This window comes from Nocardia sp. NPDC002869, assembly GCF_046764065.1.
Taxonomy (GTDB): Bacteria; Actinomycetota; Actinomycetes; order Mycobacteriales; family Mycobacteriaceae; genus Nocardia; species Nocardia rhamnosiphila.
In genome coordinates, this window is record NZ_JBKOOL010000145.1 from 1 (window position 1) to 14805 (window position 14805).

Genomic DNA, 14805 nt, shown 5'->3' on the forward strand with positions numbered 1-14805 from the left:
TCGGCCTCGGGACTCGAGCCTTCGGCTCATGCGCTTTCGAGGCCGAAACGGCGAGACGGGCCTCAACCCTTGGAGGTGTCTCGTAAGACTCGACGCATGTGGTTGCGTCGCACATCGAGCTCCCGATGCACGGCTGACCAGGTCCATCCAAGGTGGGACACAGTATTCGGCCAGTGTGTTCATTTCGCATGGCGAACCTTGGAGCGCGGGCTCTACTTGTTCGTGTCCGCAGACTCTGGAACGGTTTCCCTCCACGAACGACCGCATCCGCCCGGTGCCGAGTTCGGCGAGGCCCACCAAGGGTTGCGGCCCGTCCTGCTGTTGCGCGTCCGAAGTGCATGCGCCGAAGGCGCGAGTCTCGGGCGCGCAACAGCAGGACCGAGGGGGCCGCAACCCCCGCGCCGCCGTAGGCGGCGCCATGATATTGCGCTCTGAGCGAATCAAGGTGGTACCGGGAGTTCGGTGCCGCCCTGCTTCGTTAATGTTTGTGACAGCAACGAGCCGGCGAGAGAAGGCAGGTATCCGTGACAATCAATCAAGCCGAGGTCATGACAGCTCCGACCGCTGGGCTCAACCTCAGCGATTCGGTGTACGAGCGCCTGCTGCGTGAGCGCATCATTTTTCTCGGCACCCAGGTCGACGACGACATCGCGAACAAGATCTGTGCGCAGATCCTGCTGTTGTCCGCGGAGGACCCGACCAAAGATATTTCGCTCTACATCAACTCGCCGGGCGGGTCGGTGAACGCCGGTATGGCGATCTACGACACCATGCAGTACGCCGAATGCGATATCGCGACCACCGCGATGGGCCTGGCCGCGTCCATGGGGCAGTTCCTGCTGACCGCGGGTGCGCCGGGAAAGCGTTTCGCGCTGCCGCACACCCGGATCATGATGCACCAGCCGTCGGCCGGTATCGGTGGTTCGGCCGCGGATATCGCGATCATGGCCGAGCAGTTCGCATACACCAAGCGTGAGCTCAACGAGTTGCAGGCGATGCACACCGGTAAGCCGGTGGAGCAGATCAACGCCGACGCCGACCGCGATCGCTGGTTCACGCCCGATCAGGCGCTGGAATACGGCTTCATCGACCGTGTGATCACGAATGCGCGCCAGGCGGGCGGCACGGGCAGCAACTAGGGCGTTGTCGGCGACTCCGGGCCGGATGACCGGCCGGTGTTCGCGAATCCGTCCAGCGGACAGCTCACTCACAGACTTGGAGACGAATATGGCCAATCCGATCGATCCTCGTGGCCTCGGCGGTATCGCCCCGGCGGGCCCGCAGTCGCGCTACATCCTGCCGTCGTTCATCGAGCATTCGAGTTTCGGCGTCAAGGAATCCAACCCGTACAACAAGCTGTTCGAGGAGCGCATCATCTTCCTCGGCGTGCAGGTCGACGATGCGTCGGCGAACGACATCATGGCGCAGCTGCTGGTGCTCGAATCGCTGGATCCCGATCGCGATATCACGATGTACATCAATTCGCCGGGCGGTTCGTTCACCTCGCTGATGGCCATCTACGACACCATGCAGTACGTGCGCGCCGATGTCGCGACCGTCTGCCTCGGCCAGGCGGCTTCGGCGGCGGCGGTGCTGCTGGCGGCGGGGACCCCGGGTAAGCGGGCCTGTCTGCCGAACGCCCGCGTGCTGATCCATCAGCCGTCGGTGGAGGGCGGTATCCAGGGGCAGGTGTCGGATCTGGAGATCCAGGCGGCCGAGATCGAGCGGATGCGCCGGTTGATGGAGACCACCCTGGCCCGGCACACGGGTAAGGACCCCGATGTCATCCGTCGGGACACCGACCGCGACAAGATCCTGACGGCCGAGGATGCCAAGGAGTACGGGATCATCGATACGGTATTCGATTACCGCAAGCTCAGCGCCCAGAAGTGAGGCGCCTCCGGCTCCGGCGCGCCGTGTGAACGGAACGCCGGGCCGGCCGGGCGGCGGGGCCCGGGCCAGGTGGATTCCCGCTGCGGCGTCGCGACACACCCCGGATGATTCGGTATCCGGAAAATGTGCCGTGACGCGGTATCCGCGTGAATCCCCGCACAACCGCGACGAGAAACCTGCCCGAGTTGTCGACCTCCATCGCACACACCGGGTACGGTCAAACCCAGGGACCTTTGTTCCCGGTTGACAGCACCGCCCTTCGATCCGGGTGATCGAGCCGGATTCGTTCCACCGCAGGCGGCGGTCGGCTGGAAGCTGGACGGATGGTTGCACGCGAACAAGGAAGTAGGGACCCACGAGATGGCGCGCATCGGCGACGGCGGCGATCTGCTCAAATGCTCGTTCTGCGGAAAGAGCCAGAAGCAGGTCAAGAAGCTCATTGCGGGACCAGGGGTGTACATCTGCGACGAGTGCATCGATCTGTGCAACGAGATCATCGAGGAGGAGCTGGCCGAGTCCAGCGAGGTCAAACTCGATGAGTTGCCCAAACCCGCGGAGATCCGGGATTTCCTGGAGAACTACGTGATCGGGCAGGACACGGCCAAGCGCACGCTGGCGGTCGCTGTGTACAACCATTACAAGCGTATTCAGGCCGGCGACAAGGGGCGTGACGCGCGCGGGGAAAGCGTCGAGTTGGCGAAGTCCAATATTCTGATGCTCGGCCCCACCGGTTGCGGTAAGACCTATCTGGCACAGACGCTGGCGAAAATGCTGAATGTGCCGTTCGCGATCGCCGATGCCACCGCGCTCACCGAAGCCGGTTATGTCGGTGAGGACGTCGAGAACATTCTCCTCAAACTCATCCAGGCCGCCGATTACGACGTGAAGCGCGCCGAGACCGGGATCATCTATATCGACGAGGTCGACAAGATCGCGCGCAAGAGCGAGAACCCGTCGATCACGCGTGATGTCTCGGGCGAGGGCGTGCAGCAGGCGTTGCTGAAAATCCTGGAGGGAACTCAGGCGAGTGTGCCGCCGCAGGGTGGGCGCAAGCATCCGCATCAGGAGTTCATCCAGATCGATACCACCAATGTGCTGTTCATCGTGGCCGGGGCGTTCGCCGGTCTGGAGAAGATCATCTCCGACCGTACCGGGCACCGTGGGATCGGATTCGGCGCCGAGGTGCGGTCCAAGGCCGAGATCGACACCACCGATCATTTCGCCGAGGTGATGCCGGAGGATCTGATCAAGTTCGGTCTGATCCCCGAGTTCATCGGCCGGTTGCCGGTGGTGGCGTCGGTGACGAACCTGGATAAGGATTCCCTGGTCAAGATTCTGTCCGAACCCAAGAACGCGCTGGTCAAGCAGTACATCCGGCTGTTCGAGATGGACGGCGTGGATCTGGAATTCACCCGGGACGCGCTCGAGGCCGTGGCCGATCAGGCCATTCTGCGTGGTACCGGCGCCCGCGGGCTCCGCGCCATCATGGAGGAAGTACTGCAGCAGGTCATGTTCGATATCCCGAGCCGGGACGATGTGGCCAAGGTCGTCGTCGACGCGGATACGGTGAACGACAATGTGCTGCCTACCATCGTGCCGCGTAAGCGGGAGCGTCCGGAGCGCCGCGACAAGTCGGCCTGAGGCCCCGCGACCGGGGCCGGTCCGGAGCCGGCCCGCAGTATTCTCGGTGACCCCTCGGCATTCGTGCGATGGAGGAGCAGGTCATGGCGATACGGCTGCTTGCGCGGGATACCCGGTCCGGGCGGCGTGATGTCGCCGATACGCCCATGCGGTGGAACCGCGTGGGCGTATCGCTGTCGGCGGTACTCGTCTCGTTGTTGCTCACCGCGCCGCCGGCCGGTGCGACCGTGCGCGAGGTCAGTGTGACCCCGGACCTGAATGCCGGCATCCGGACGAACTACGGTACCGGGTGCAGCTATACCGTGCGGGCCTGGCTCACCGAGGCGGTGACCGCGGTGACCTTCCTCGACAACGGGATTCCGTTCGCCACGGTCGGGCCGGACGGCGGTGGGCTGGCGCTGGTGCACTGGGTGCCCGCCTACGAGGGCGATCACACCCTGCAGGCGGTCCAGCCGACCGGTGGGAACGACCAGGCTCCGTATGTGCGGGTCTTCGTGGGCCGGGGCGAGCACATCGGCTACGCCTGCTGGGTCATCTGAGCCGCGACGCCGGTCTCACGCCCAGGGCACGCGGCAGGAATCGGTGCCGAACCCCTGCGCCGTGATGCCGAGGGCGTGGTTGTTGCGGGCCCGCGAGTTCTCCAGCGCGATCTGATAGGTCAGTTCGACGACTCCCGCCCGGCCGAAACGTTTCTCCAGGTCGGCGACCTGCTCGTCGGTGACGGTCATCGGGGTGGCGGTCATGGCGTCGGCATAGGCGATGGCCGCGCGTTCGTCGTCGGTGTAGTGCGGTGATGTCTCGTAGTCCGCGATGTGCTGGAGCCGCTCGATATCCAGGCCGTCCAGCCGCTGCAGCATGGTCCCGAAGTCGACGCACCAGGAACAGCCGACGGTCCAGGCCGTGCGGTAGACCGCGATCTCGCGGATATTCGCCGGCAGTTTCTTCGACGCCTTTTCGGCGAGCAGTTCGTGGACGCCACCGGCCACCAGCAGGCCGGTGTGGTGCGCGCCGACGGCGAAGGGTTCGGGGACTTCGCCGAACTGGCGTTTGGCGAACCAGTACAGCGCCCGGGTCAGTAACCCGGCATTTTCGGGGGCCACGGCCGGAATGCGTGTTGTGCTCATCGGGTCTCCTCTGAGGTGGGGTTCGTTTCCCTGCAACTCGGACGAGACAGCGGCCCTCGACGTAACGCCCCGGAGCGCCTTCTGTGACCGAGCGCACCCGCGCCTGTGCTCAGGGTAGGCCGGGTGCGCGCCGGGGGCCAGGCCGGTGATGGGTTGCGGCTCCGGGGCGGAGCGAGGCGGCGGCTCAGCGCAGTCGAGTCGCCACTTCGCCGCTCATTCGGGTTCGACGGACATATCGTCGGCGCCCCAGTAGGCGCGCATACGGATGATCCGGCCTTCCGCGTCGAACTCCATGGTGTCGATCGGGCTGAGCGTCATACGCTGCCCGCCCGCTCTGGTCACCAGAGTGAACACGAAGGCGGCGTGGTTTCCGGCGATCCGTACCGTCTCCGGGGCGAGGCTGGTCTCCCGCTCCAGGCTCGCGATCACGTCGTAGAACTCGCGGATGGCCTGGTGGCCCTGTTTGGGCTCGGTGCCGATCGGATCCTCGATCACGGCGTCGGGAGCGTAGAGATCGACGATATCTGCGGTCGGCCCCGAGCCGACCAGTTTCACGTACTGCTCGACCACGTCGCGGATCTCCCGTGCCATCACCACTCCTACCGAAATTGAAACGTGTTCTAGATTGGGGAGCGTAGCAGTCGTGAGGGCGTCCGATCGCCGGATCGCGCCGTAAAAGGATGTTCGCATATATGTCCGCTACTGCGGTGTGGCGGAGAAATACCTGGTAGACGCGCTGGCCGTGCAGGGCGGTCGGGAATCTCCACTGACCCCTCGGTTCGCCGTTGAACCGCCGCCGTGCAGGTATGCGTCTGCTCTGAATTTCGCCGCAGCGCGTTCGAGTGTTACGTGTTTCAGGTGTTCTTTCGTGCCGGATCCCAGTGACCGGTCCGCCGGTTTCCGGGCTCCTACCGGGGGATCGAATCAGAAAACATTGCTATGACTGCAGGTCCGGACGGTGTGTCGACCGGTCGGTGTCGGTATTGTGATGTTGAATCGACCCGGTCAAACCAGATGTTCGAGCGATGAGTGAAAGCGGAGGAGATATGGCACTGCCAACGATGACCGCGGAACAACGCACGGAGGCTCTGGCCAAAGCGGCGGCGGTGCGCAAGGCGCGCTCCGAACTGATCGGTCAGGTGAAAGACGGCAAAGTCTCTGTCGCCGACCTGCTGCGCAAGGCCGATAGTGATGAACTGGTCAAGAAGACGAAGGTGGTCGCCGTGATCAAGGCGCTGCCCGGTGTCGGCCCGGTGAAGGCCGCCAAGCTGATGGACCAGGCGGATATCCCGGAGGACCGCCGGATCGGCGGGCTGGGCGCCCGTCAGCGGGCGGCGCTGCTGGAGGCGCTGGCCAACTGAGGAGGTGGAGCGTTCGAGGGTGGACGCTCCGAACGCCGGCCGTGGCCGAGCCGGTCGATGACACGACCGGCGTGGCCCGGCGGGTGGCTGTCGTGGACCGCCGTATCCGATCGGGCACGTCGATTCCGGGCGGTTCGCGGCCCTGGTGGGGGGAATGTGGATACCGTGGCGATATGGCCATCCGCGAAGAACTCGAATCGTTCCTCGACGAATACCAATCGACGCTGAGCGCTTACGACGCCGAGCGCACGGCGGCCCTGTGGGGGATTCCGGGCACCATTGTCAGTGACGCTTTCGTCGGTGCGCTGCATTCGCGGGAAGAGATGGCCCAGGGGCTGGCGCAGGCTCATCCCATTTATCAGATGCTGGGTCTGGCGCGTGTCGACCACACCGTGGTCGATTACGCGGAACTGACCGGTTCGCTGCTGCGGGTGCGGGTGCGCTGGCATTTCTACGACGGCGACGACGCCTTGCTCACCGACAGCGATTACGAGTACCTGCTGCGGCGGGACGACGACGGGTTGCGCACCTATGTGGCGGTCGCCATCGACGAGGCCGAGAAAATGGCCGGGGTGGCGGCGGACCGGGGCGTCCGGCTGCCGGGTATGTGAGTGCCGCGCTCTGGCCGGATCCGGGTCCCCCCGCCCCTAGTCGCCGGGCGTGCCACGGTCGGCGAGCAGGGCCGCTATTCCGTCGAGAATGCGCTCCGTGCCGAATTCGAGGGCGGCGTCGCGTTGCGTGGCCGCTGCTCCGGCGGCCGGCGGAGGGTCCGATACGGCCGCGACCAGCCGCGGGAATCGGTCGCCCGCCAATTCCAGTGCCGCGGCCATCGCGCCGGTGAATTCTTCCTCGGTGGCGCCGGGGCCGACGACCTGCTGGGCCAGGCTGCGCACATGTCCGTTCAGTACGACGAGTGTGTCCAGTCGCTCGGGGCCGGTCAGGGCGATATCCGCCATCGCCTCCAGTGCGGCCTCTGTCCAGCTCAGCTCGTGGGGGCCCATCGGCCGCGCTCCGGCGAGTAGTTCCATCACCCACGGGTGGCGGCGGTACCGCTCGAAGGTCAGCAGTGCCCAGGACCGCAGGCCGGTACGCCACCGCGGGGATCCCGAGTCCAGGGCGGGCAGGCCGGTCATGGCCTCCTCCACCATCAGTGCGGTGAGTTCCGCCTTGCCCGGTATATGGCGATACAGCGACATCTTCGTATAGCCGAGGCGATCGGCCAGTCGCTGCATGGAGAGGGCTGCCAGGCCTTCCGTATCGGCCAGCTCGACCGCCGCGGTGACGATCGCGGCCCGGGTGAGCGTCGGCTTGGGGCCTCTGGTCGGGCGCCGGTCGGTCCCCCAGAGCAGCTCGAGCACGGTCGGCGTCGCCATCGGGTCCCTTTCCGGAGTGGGTTGACGTGGAACTGTGTCTACCATACGCTAATCAGCGTCCGTCGGAAACAGTTTCCGCTGGACGCAGATTATGGATGGAGTCCGTCATGCAGAACCGCACCGTTCTCATCTCCGGGGCGAGCATCGCCGGCCCCGCGCTCGCCTACTGGCTCGATCGCTACGGGTTCGACGTCACCGTCGTCGAACGGGCCCCGGCCCTGCGCCCGGGTGGGCAGGCCGTCGATTTCAAGGGATCCGTGCAGCGCACAGTGCTCGAGCGGATGGGTGTTTACGACGAGATCCGGCGGCGCAGTACCGGCGCCACCGATATGGTCTTCGTCGACGCCGACGGCCGGGAACAGGCCCGGATATCCGGTGACTTCACCGGCGGCGACGTCGAGATCCTGCGGGGCGATCTCGCTCGGATCCTCTACGCCCCGACCGCCCAGCGCTGCACTTATGTATTCGGTGACTCGATCACCGCGCTGCGGGATACCGGCAGCGGTGTCGAGGTCGAGTTCGAGCACGGTCCGGCACGCCGCTTCGACCTGGTGTTCGGCGCGGACGGCATCCATTCCCGGGTGCGCCGGCTGGCGTTCGGGCCGGAGGAGAAGTTCGTCGGGCACCGCGGTTACTACTACGCCATCGCCGGGGAACCACTCGCCGCCGAACACGGCGACGGACCGCGGCGGCGGGTCTCTCACGCGTACAGCGCTCCGGGCCGGCTCGCGGTCCGCGGTGGGCCGAAGGCGCAGCAGATGTACATGTTCGCCGCTGCCGCACGGGCATTCGCCGATGAAGCCGAGAAGCGGCGTGTACTGGCCGAACACTTCGCCGGGATGAACGGACCGGTCGCCGAAATGCTCGCCGAACTGCCCGGGCACGACGACTTCTACCTGGACGCGCTGGCCCGGGTGCGGATGCCCAGCTATGTGTCGGGCCGGGTGGCCCTGGTCGGCGACAGCGCCTACGGCAACACCCTGGCCGGCTTCGGAACCGGGCTGGCAGTGGTGGGAGCCTATGTGCTGGCCGGTGAACTCGCCGCCGCCGCGGGTGAGCACACCGTGGCCTTCGCCCGGTACGACCGGATCATGCGCCGGTACGCGAAACTCGGTGGCAGCAGCAGCCCGGGCCCGTTCCTGGCGCCGAAAACGGCTCCCGGCCTGCGATTCCGGAACTGGTTCCTGGGGTCACGCTGGTTCGACCTGATGGATAAGTTCGCCGGCGACGCCAAAGACGATATCGAGTTGGCCGACTATGCCGGTGTGGTCGCGCGATAGCGAGTACGGCTGCCGGCCCGCTCAGTCCATGCCGAGGGTCGTGTGCGTCTCACTGGTGCCGGGAATCGGCGCCGCCGGACCCTACGGCCGCAATCGAGGGAGGTCTCGAGGTCATCCGGCCCGAGTCATCCGGTGGCGCCGATACCGCGGATCCGCTCCGGATGGGTATAGATGTTCATGGTCTCGCCGCGTACGAACCCCGCCAGGGTGAGACCGGATTCGTCGGCCAGGTCGACCGCCAGCGAACTGGGCGCCGAGACGGCGGCGAGGACCGGGATACCGGCCAGGACAGCTTTCTGTGCCAGTTCGAACGATGCCCGCCCGCTCACCACCAGCACGAGATCGGATGCCGGAATGCGGTTTTCGCGCAGCGCCCAGCCGATCACCTTGTCTACGGCATTGTGGCGGCCGATGTCCTCACGGACCACCAGGCCCGTACCGTCGGCGGTGAACAGGCCTGCCCCGTGCAGACCGCCCGTGGCATCGAAAACCGACTGGTGGGCGCGCAGGCGATCCGGTAGCGCTGCCAGTACCTCGGCATCGAGCAACGGTTGCGGCGCCGGCAGCGGATACCGGCTGCGCATCCGGACCTCGTCGAGCGCGGTGCGCCCGCAGAGCCCGCAGGCACCGGTGGTGAGGAACGGCCGGTCCGGGAGCACGAGCGGGGCGTGCAAGCCCACATCCAGCACGTTGTAGGTGTTGCGCCCCTCGTCGTCGGTTCCGGCGCAGTAGCGGGCGCTGTGGATATCGGCGGCCGCGCCGATCAGGGTCTCACCGAACAGGAAGCCGTGCACCAAGTCGATATCGTGGCCGGGCGTACGCATGGTGACGGTGAGCGACTCGCCGCGGACGCGGATCTCCAGCGGCTCTTCCACGGCCAAGGTGTCGGGACGGACGATCTCCCCGGACGGGGTGATGCGCCGCATCCGGCGGCGGGCGGTGACTCTGCTCATGGCCGGTGGGTATGGGGTTCGAGCCGGACGGTGACGGCTTTCGACACCGGGGTGTTGGAGCGGGCGGCCACATGATCCAGCGGCACCAGCGGGTTCGTCTCGGGATAGTAGGCGGCGGCATTGCCGCGCGGAGTGGAGTAGGCCACCAGCCGGAAACCTTCGACCCGCCGATCGACGCCGTCGCTCCACTCCGAGACCAGATCGACGAGATCGCCGTCGCGGAAACCCAGATCGGCGATATCCGCGGCGTTCACCAGCACCACCCGGCGCCCGTGCTGGACTCCGCGATAGCGGTCGTCGAGACCGTAGATCGTGGTGTTGTACTGGTCGTGGCTGCGCAGGGTCTGCAGGATCAGCCGCCCCGGCGGAACCGGCACCCAGCGCAGCTCGTTCACCGCGAAATTGGCCTTCCCCGTGGCGGTCCGGAATTCGCGGGAATCGCGCGGCGGATGCGGCAGTACGAAACCGTCGCGTTGCCGGACCCGGGCGTTGTAATCGGCGCAGCCGGGCACGACCCGGGCAATGGCGTCGCGAATGAGGTCGTAGTCACCGCGGAATCGGTCCCACGGCACCGGATGGTCCGGGCCCAGCAGTTCCCGGGCGAGTTCGCAGACGATGGCGACCTCGCTGCGCAGTTCCGGCCCGACCGGTTTCAGCCTGCCGGTGGACAGATGCACCATCGACATCGAATCCTCCACCGAGACCTGTTGCCGCACCCCGTTCTGGATGTCCAGGTCGGTGCGGCCCAGGGTCGGCAGGATCAGCGCGGTTTCCCCGTGTACGACATGGCTGCGGTTCAGTTTGGTGGAGACCTGCACGGTCAGCGCGCACCGGCGCAGCGCCGCTTCGGTGACCGCGGTATCGGGGGTGGCGGAGACGAAATTGCCGCCCATACCGAAGAAGACCCGGGCACGACCGTCGCGTAGTGCCCGGATGGCGGCGACGGTGTCGTAACCGTGCGTCCGCGGGCTGGCGATCCCGAATTCCCGATCCAGGGCGGCCAGGAAGGATTCGGGAGCCTGCTCCCAGATACCCATGGTGCGATCGCCCTGCACATTGGAATGTCCGCGCACCGGGCACAGACCCGCCCCCGGCCTGCCGATCATGCCGCGGGCCAGCAACAGGTTCGCCGCCTCCTCGATCGTGGCCACCGCGTGCGTGTGCTGGGTGAGTCCCATCGCCCAGCACACGATGGTGCTCGTCGAACCGGCCAGCAGCGCGGCCGTGCGTTCGAGATCGTCGCGGGAGAGTCCGGTCGCGGTGAGCACGGTGTCCAGGTCGACAGCTCGGATATGCCGCTCGTAGTCGGCGAAACCGGCGGTGTACGCGTCGACGAAGGCGCGGTCCAGCACGGTGCCGGGAGCCCGGTCCTCGGCCTCGAACAGCAATTTCGCCAGGCCCTGGAACAGGGCCATATCGCCGCCCAGGCGGATCTGCAGGAAATCGTCGGCGATATCCACGCCGGTGGTCAGACCACGCACGGTCTGCGGATCGCGGAAACCGATCAGGCCGGTCTCGGGCAGCGGGTTGATCGCGATGATGCGCGCGCCCGCCTTCTTCGCGTCGGCGAGGGCGCTGAGCATCCGCGGATGGTTGGTACCCGGATTCTGGCCGGCGACCAGGATCAGGTCGGCGGCCGCGAAATCGTCGATGGTCACCGAACCCTTGCCGATACCGATCGAACCGGTCAGGGCGGTGCCCGACGACTCGTGGCACATATTGCTGCAGTCGGGCAGGTTGTTGGTTCCGAAGCTGCGCACCAGCAGCTGATAGAGGAACGCCGTCTCGTTGGCGGTACGGCCGGAGGTGTAGAACACGGCCTCGTCCGGCGAGTCCAGACGGCGGAGTTGCTCGGCGACGAGCCGGTAGGCCTCCGCCCAGGAGATGGGGGAGTAGTGGGTATCGCCGGGCCGCAGCACCATCGGATGGGTGAGCCGGCCCTGCCGCCCCAGCCAGTACCCGGACCGTTGTGCGAGTTCGTCGATCGAATAGCGGGCGAAGAACTCCGGCCCGACCGTCTCGAGCGTCGCCTCCTCGGCGACGGCCTTCGCGCCGTTCTCACAGAACTCGGCGGGCCGGCGGTGACCGCTCGGCTCCGGCCAGGCACAGCCCGGGCAGTCGAATCCGTGCACCTGATTGACCCGGGCCAGGGTCCGCGCGGTGCGCACGACGCCCATATCGGATACCGCACGCTGCAGAGCCACGGCCACCGCCCGGACCCCGGCGGCCTGCTCCTTCGGCGGAGTCACGGTCAGTTCGGACTCGTCGATATCGTCGGTCGGGGCGTTGCGGTGCATACCGACCATTGTGATCCACCTTCGTGGGCGGGGCCCGCCCTGGTTCCGGAGTCGCCGCGCGCGGGGTCACCCGGGGCTCGACCGAGGCGCCGCAGTCAGGCGGATCCGCCGTGGTAGGTCAGGACCTGCTCGCTGATGCGGATCCGGCCGCCGGGCGGGAGCTCGGTCGGGGACTGGCTGATCCGGGTCCAGCGCGGTTCGCCGGGCGTGGAGACGAAGGTTCCGGCGGCGGTTCCGGCGTCGCGGAGGAAGACCTTGCCCGAGTCGACCGAGAGGTAGGCGTGGACCCGGGAGATGTGGCGATCGCGCTGCAGGACCAGGGGAGCGGCGGTTTTGCGGCGTACCGATTCGTCGACCGAGGGGCCGCGGCCGATGACGTAGGCGCGGTCCAGCGGGTAGGCGGTACCGTCCTGGGCCACCAGGGTCGGCGGGGCCGGATGGGCTTGTTCGGCGCTGGGCGCGGCGCGGGTGTGCGGTTGGGGCCGGGCCGGTTCCTTGCGCAGGCGGATCGGTTCGGGATCCGCGCGCATGGGCGCCGGCGCGGCCGACCACGCGCGAGTGCCGGGCAGTGGTTCCGCGGCGGGGGCTTCGGCGAGTCCGGTGCGGGGCCCGGAATGCGATTCGGATACCGGCTCGCTCGCGGCGAGCCCGGCCGGTGCCGTCGCGACGGGTTCGTAGGAGGTCGCCGCTTTCTTCGCCGGGGTGGCGGCCCGGTTCTGGTTCCTGGTACCGCGGCGCACCGCGGCCTTGATGACGAACCCCCCGCCGGGCACCACTCCCGCGCGCAGATCGGTGCGCGGATACGGGGTGATCCGGCCGTCGGCTCCGGGGCCGACGGTCAGTGTGCGCACCGGGTCGCGCACGATCTCGTCCACCCAGGTGAAGGCGCGGGCGCCGACGAGCCGCCGGGAGCCCTCGGCGCCGGAGATCATCGCCGATACCGGGCCGCGCAGCAGAACGAGGGTGCCGTCGGCGGTGGGCGCGACGAGCCCGAACGGGGGCGGCTCCGAACCGGTCCCGAAGACGACCGCGGCGAGCCGCTGCGCGATGGCTGCCCCGGGATGCTCGGCGTCCGCCACGGCTTCGACCGCACCGAGTATCCGCTCGGTGGACGCATTGGCGCCCACGAGATAGATCACGACATCACCGAACCGCGCGACCAGGCCCTCGCCCGGTGCGATCCCGATAGTGGACGTATCAACGCGCACCCGCGGCTCCTTCCTGGCGCACCACCGGATCCAGCATAGATGCGAATCCGTTACCCGGCTTATGAGATGGTGACGACGGATCGCCGGGGTGAGCGGGGAGACCACCTCGCCGCACGGAACAGAGAGTAGGGACCGTTATGCACCTCAGCGCACCGGAAGAACGCACCGCGGCGGCCGCTGCCGGGCTATCGGCCGGGCAGCCGGCACTGTCGTACGTCCGGCGGGCAGGTGCGGCGTGATCCGTGCGGCGAGCGCCGCGGATATCCCGGTGCTGCAGGAGATCGAGGTGCGGGCGGGGCAGCCGTTCGCCGCGGTGGGGATGGACGCGGTCGCCGGTGACGAACCGCTGTCGGCCGAGGTGCTGGGCGAATTCGTCCTGGACGATCGCGCCTGGGTCTGGGCGGCCGCGGATCGGGGCCCGGCGGGATATCTCATCGCGAGCATCGTCGACGGGAACGCCCATATCGACCAGGTGTCGGTCCTGCCCGAATACCGTGGGGCGGGAATCGGCCGGCGCCTGATCGACCGCGCGGTGCGCTGGGCCGCCGACCACCGGTTGCCCGCGATAACGCTCACCACGTTCACCGAGGTGCCGTGGAACGGACCGTATTACCGGCGGCTGGGTTTCCGCTATCTCGATCCGGCCGCGGAGACCCCGCAACTGCACGCCGTGCGGGCCGCCGAGATCGCGCACGGTCTCGACCGCTGGCCCCGGTCGTGTATGTGGGCCGCAGTCGAGACCTGGGAATACGTCTGAGTTACACCGCGGCGGCCACCGCGGCCTCGGCAGCGGCCAGGGCGGCGGCCCGGTCGGCCGGGACCAGCCCGATCCGGGTGCGGCGATCCAGGAGGTCACCGGCGTCGAGGGCGCCCTCCTGCTCCAGTGACCACAGGAACTCCGCCGCGAGCACATCCGCGCCGGGCGCGACCGGGACCGCCAGGTCGGGGTTGGCGGCGGTCAGCGCGACGACCGCGGGGGCGTCGGCGCCGTAGCGTTCGATCAGGAGCTGGGGTGCGGCCAACCGGTCCCGTGCCGCGCCGGCGACCGCGCCGGCCAGCGGCAGATTCCTCGTCCGGCACGGGCCGGCGCTCAGGCGCGCTCGGGCCACGGCGGCGTCGACGGCGTCCTGCGCCATCTTGCGGTAGGTGGTGAGTTTGCCGCCGACCACCGTCACCAGCCCGCTCGGCGCGGTGAGTACCGCGTGCTCCCGGGAGATATCGGCCGTGCTGTCGCCGGCCGTGCGCAGGAGCGGCCGCAGGCCGGCGTAACTGCCGCGGATATCGGTGTGGGTCAGTGGGATGCGCAGCACTGTATTGACTGTGTCGAGCAGGAAGTCGATCTCGGTTTCGGTGGGCCGCGGTTCGTCGGGGACGGGTCCGGGCGCGTCCTCGTCGGTCAAGCCCAGATAGACCCGTCCGTGCGGGGCGGGCAGGGCGAAGATGAACCGGCCGACGGTGCCGGCCACCGGCACGGTCAGCGCCGCGGTGAGCCCGCCGAAGGCGGCGGCGTCGAACACCAGATGGGTGCCGCGGCTGGGTCGCAACTCGATACTCGGATCGACCTGGTCCGCCCAGACACCGGCCGCGTTGACCACGGCCGCGGCGTGGACCTCGAGGCTTTCGCCGGTCAGGGTGTCGCGCAGGACGGCCCCGTCGCCGCCGACCCGCTCGGCGG

General features: G+C 67.8%; 15 protein-coding genes. 8 read left to right on the forward strand and 7 right to left on the reverse strand.

The genetic code is table 11. From position 1 onward, the window contains the following. Window positions 1-548 precede the first annotated feature (548 nt). From ACLML9_RS22400 to ACLML9_RS22415, 4 genes are all read left to right on the forward strand, one after another. Complete coding sequence (locus tag ACLML9_RS22400; protein ID WP_030523257.1) at window positions 549-1139, forward strand: ATP-dependent Clp protease proteolytic subunit; 591 nt, start codon at window positions 549-551, stop codon at window positions 1137-1139. An 88-nt stretch (window positions 1140-1227) separates the two neighbouring features. Continuing rightward, on the forward strand, window positions 1228-1893 hold the full coding sequence (locus ACLML9_RS22405) for an ATP-dependent Clp protease proteolytic subunit (protein WP_063129467.1): 666 nt from the start codon (window positions 1228-1230) through the stop codon (window positions 1891-1893). 360 nt (window positions 1894-2253) lie between these two features. Beyond that, the gene (gene clpX / locus ACLML9_RS22410; protein ID WP_030523255.1) at window positions 2254-3534 is read left to right on the forward strand and encodes an ATP-dependent Clp protease ATP-binding subunit ClpX; all 1281 of its coding nucleotides are present in this window, start codon (window positions 2254-2256) and stop codon (window positions 3532-3534) included. 83 nt (window positions 3535-3617) lie between these two features. Next, window positions 3618-4073, forward strand: coding sequence for a hypothetical protein (locus ACLML9_RS22415; RefSeq protein ID WP_411947368.1), 456 nt, complete (start codon window positions 3618-3620; stop codon window positions 4071-4073). Window positions 4074-4088: 15 nt separating this feature from the next. Here ACLML9_RS22415 and ACLML9_RS22420 read toward each other — a convergent pair whose 3' ends face one another. After that, the gene (locus ACLML9_RS22420; RefSeq protein WP_265806482.1) at window positions 4089-4658 is read right to left on the reverse strand and encodes a carboxymuconolactone decarboxylase family protein; all 570 of its coding nucleotides are present in this window, start codon (window positions 4656-4658) and stop codon (window positions 4089-4091) included. A 213-nt stretch (window positions 4659-4871) separates the two neighbouring features. Then, window positions 4872-5249 carry a nuclear transport factor 2 family protein gene (locus ACLML9_RS22425; RefSeq protein ID WP_030523252.1) on the reverse strand — a complete coding sequence of 126 codons (378 nt, stop codon included), beginning with the start codon at window positions 5247-5249 and terminating at the stop codon, window positions 4872-4874. 455 nt (window positions 5250-5704) lie between these two features. Between ACLML9_RS22425 and mihF the strand changes: the two genes are divergently transcribed. Both mihF and ACLML9_RS22435 read left to right on the forward strand, forming a co-directional pair. Further along, window positions 5705-6019 carry an integration host factor, actinobacterial type gene (mihF, locus tag ACLML9_RS22430; protein WP_030523251.1) on the forward strand — a complete coding sequence of 105 codons (315 nt, stop codon included), beginning with the start codon at window positions 5705-5707 and terminating at the stop codon, window positions 6017-6019. Between the two features lie 173 nt (window positions 6020-6192). After that, on the forward strand, window positions 6193-6630 hold the full coding sequence (locus ACLML9_RS22435) for a hypothetical protein (RefSeq protein WP_411947369.1): 438 nt from the start codon (window positions 6193-6195) through the stop codon (window positions 6628-6630). Between the two features lie 36 nt (window positions 6631-6666). Here the strand turns inward: ACLML9_RS22435 and ACLML9_RS22440 are convergent, their stop codons facing one another. Next, window positions 6667-7392: a TetR/AcrR family transcriptional regulator gene (locus tag ACLML9_RS22440; protein WP_411947370.1), complete on the reverse strand. Its 726-nt coding sequence runs from the start codon at window positions 7390-7392 to the stop codon at window positions 6667-6669. 107 nt (window positions 7393-7499) lie between these two features. Here ACLML9_RS22440 and ACLML9_RS22445 point away from each other — a divergent pair, with 107 nt between their 5' ends. After that, window positions 7500-8672, forward strand: a complete 1173-nt coding sequence (locus ACLML9_RS22445; protein ID WP_411947371.1) for an FAD-dependent monooxygenase — start codon at window positions 7500-7502, stop codon at window positions 8670-8672. A 125-nt stretch (window positions 8673-8797) separates the two neighbouring features. Here the strand turns inward: ACLML9_RS22445 and fdhD are convergent, their stop codons facing one another. From fdhD to ACLML9_RS22460, 3 genes are all read right to left on the reverse strand, one after another. Then, complete coding sequence (gene fdhD, locus ACLML9_RS22450) at window positions 8798-9625, reverse strand: formate dehydrogenase accessory sulfurtransferase FdhD (RefSeq protein ID WP_411947372.1); 828 nt, start codon at window positions 9623-9625, stop codon at window positions 8798-8800. Continuing rightward, window positions 9622-11922 (reverse strand): FdhF/YdeP family oxidoreductase, encoded by a 2301-nt coding sequence (locus ACLML9_RS22455; RefSeq protein ID WP_411947373.1) that lies wholly within the window; start codon window positions 11920-11922, stop codon window positions 9622-9624. The genes fdhD and ACLML9_RS22455 overlap by 4 nt, the downstream gene beginning before the upstream one ends. Before the next feature lie 95 nt (window positions 11923-12017). Continuing rightward, window positions 12018-13130 carry an FHA domain-containing protein gene (locus tag ACLML9_RS22460; RefSeq protein WP_411947374.1) on the reverse strand — a complete coding sequence of 371 codons (1113 nt, stop codon included), beginning with the start codon at window positions 13128-13130 and terminating at the stop codon, window positions 12018-12020. 235 nt (window positions 13131-13365) lie between these two features. Between ACLML9_RS22460 and ACLML9_RS22465 the strand changes: the two genes are divergently transcribed. Continuing rightward, window positions 13366-13887 carry a GNAT family N-acetyltransferase gene (locus tag ACLML9_RS22465; RefSeq protein ID WP_411947375.1) on the forward strand — a complete coding sequence of 174 codons (522 nt, stop codon included), beginning with the start codon at window positions 13366-13368 and terminating at the stop codon, window positions 13885-13887. Window position 13888: 1 nt separating this feature from the next. Here ACLML9_RS22465 and ACLML9_RS22470 read toward each other — a convergent pair. After that, window positions 13889-14805: FAD-dependent oxidoreductase (locus tag ACLML9_RS22470; protein ID WP_411947376.1), on the reverse strand; the 917-nt coding region annotated here is incomplete at its 5' end.

Excerpts from the sequence above, each read along its gene's own strand:
- ACLML9_RS22400 (WP_030523257.1), top strand. The coding sequence starts at position 549 with ATGACAGCTCCGACCGCTGGGCTCAACCTCAGCGATTCGGTGTACGAG.
- ACLML9_RS22405 (WP_063129467.1), top strand. The coding sequence starts at position 1,228 with ATGGCCAATCCGATCGATCCTCGTGGCCTCGGCGGTATCGCCCCGGCG.
- clpX (WP_030523255.1), top strand. The coding sequence starts at position 2,254 with ATGGCGCGCATCGGCGACGGCGGCGATCTGCTCAAATGCTCGTTCTGC.
- ACLML9_RS22415 (WP_411947368.1), top strand. The coding sequence starts at position 3,618 with ATGGCGATACGGCTGCTTGCGCGGGATACCCGGTCCGGGCGGCGTGAT.
- ACLML9_RS22420 (WP_265806482.1), bottom strand. The coding sequence starts at position 4,658 with ATGAGCACAACACGCATTCCGGCCGTGGCCCCCGAAAATGCCGGGTTA.
- ACLML9_RS22425 (WP_030523252.1), bottom strand. The coding sequence starts at position 5,249 with ATGGCACGGGAGATCCGCGACGTGGTCGAGCAGTACGTGAAACTGGTC.
- mihF (WP_030523251.1), top strand. The coding sequence starts at position 5,705 with ATGGCACTGCCAACGATGACCGCGGAACAACGCACGGAGGCTCTGGCC.
- ACLML9_RS22435 (WP_411947369.1), top strand. The coding sequence starts at position 6,193 with ATGGCCATCCGCGAAGAACTCGAATCGTTCCTCGACGAATACCAATCG.
- ACLML9_RS22440 (WP_411947370.1), bottom strand. The coding sequence starts at position 7,392 with ATGGCGACGCCGACCGTGCTCGAGCTGCTCTGGGGGACCGACCGGCGC.
- ACLML9_RS22445 (WP_411947371.1), top strand. The coding sequence starts at position 7,500 with ATGCAGAACCGCACCGTTCTCATCTCCGGGGCGAGCATCGCCGGCCCC.
- fdhD (WP_411947372.1), bottom strand. The coding sequence starts at position 9,625 with ATGAGCAGAGTCACCGCCCGCCGCCGGATGCGGCGCATCACCCCGTCC.
- ACLML9_RS22455 (WP_411947373.1), bottom strand. The coding sequence starts at position 11,922 with ATGCACCGCAACGCCCCGACCGACGATATCGACGAGTCCGAACTGACC.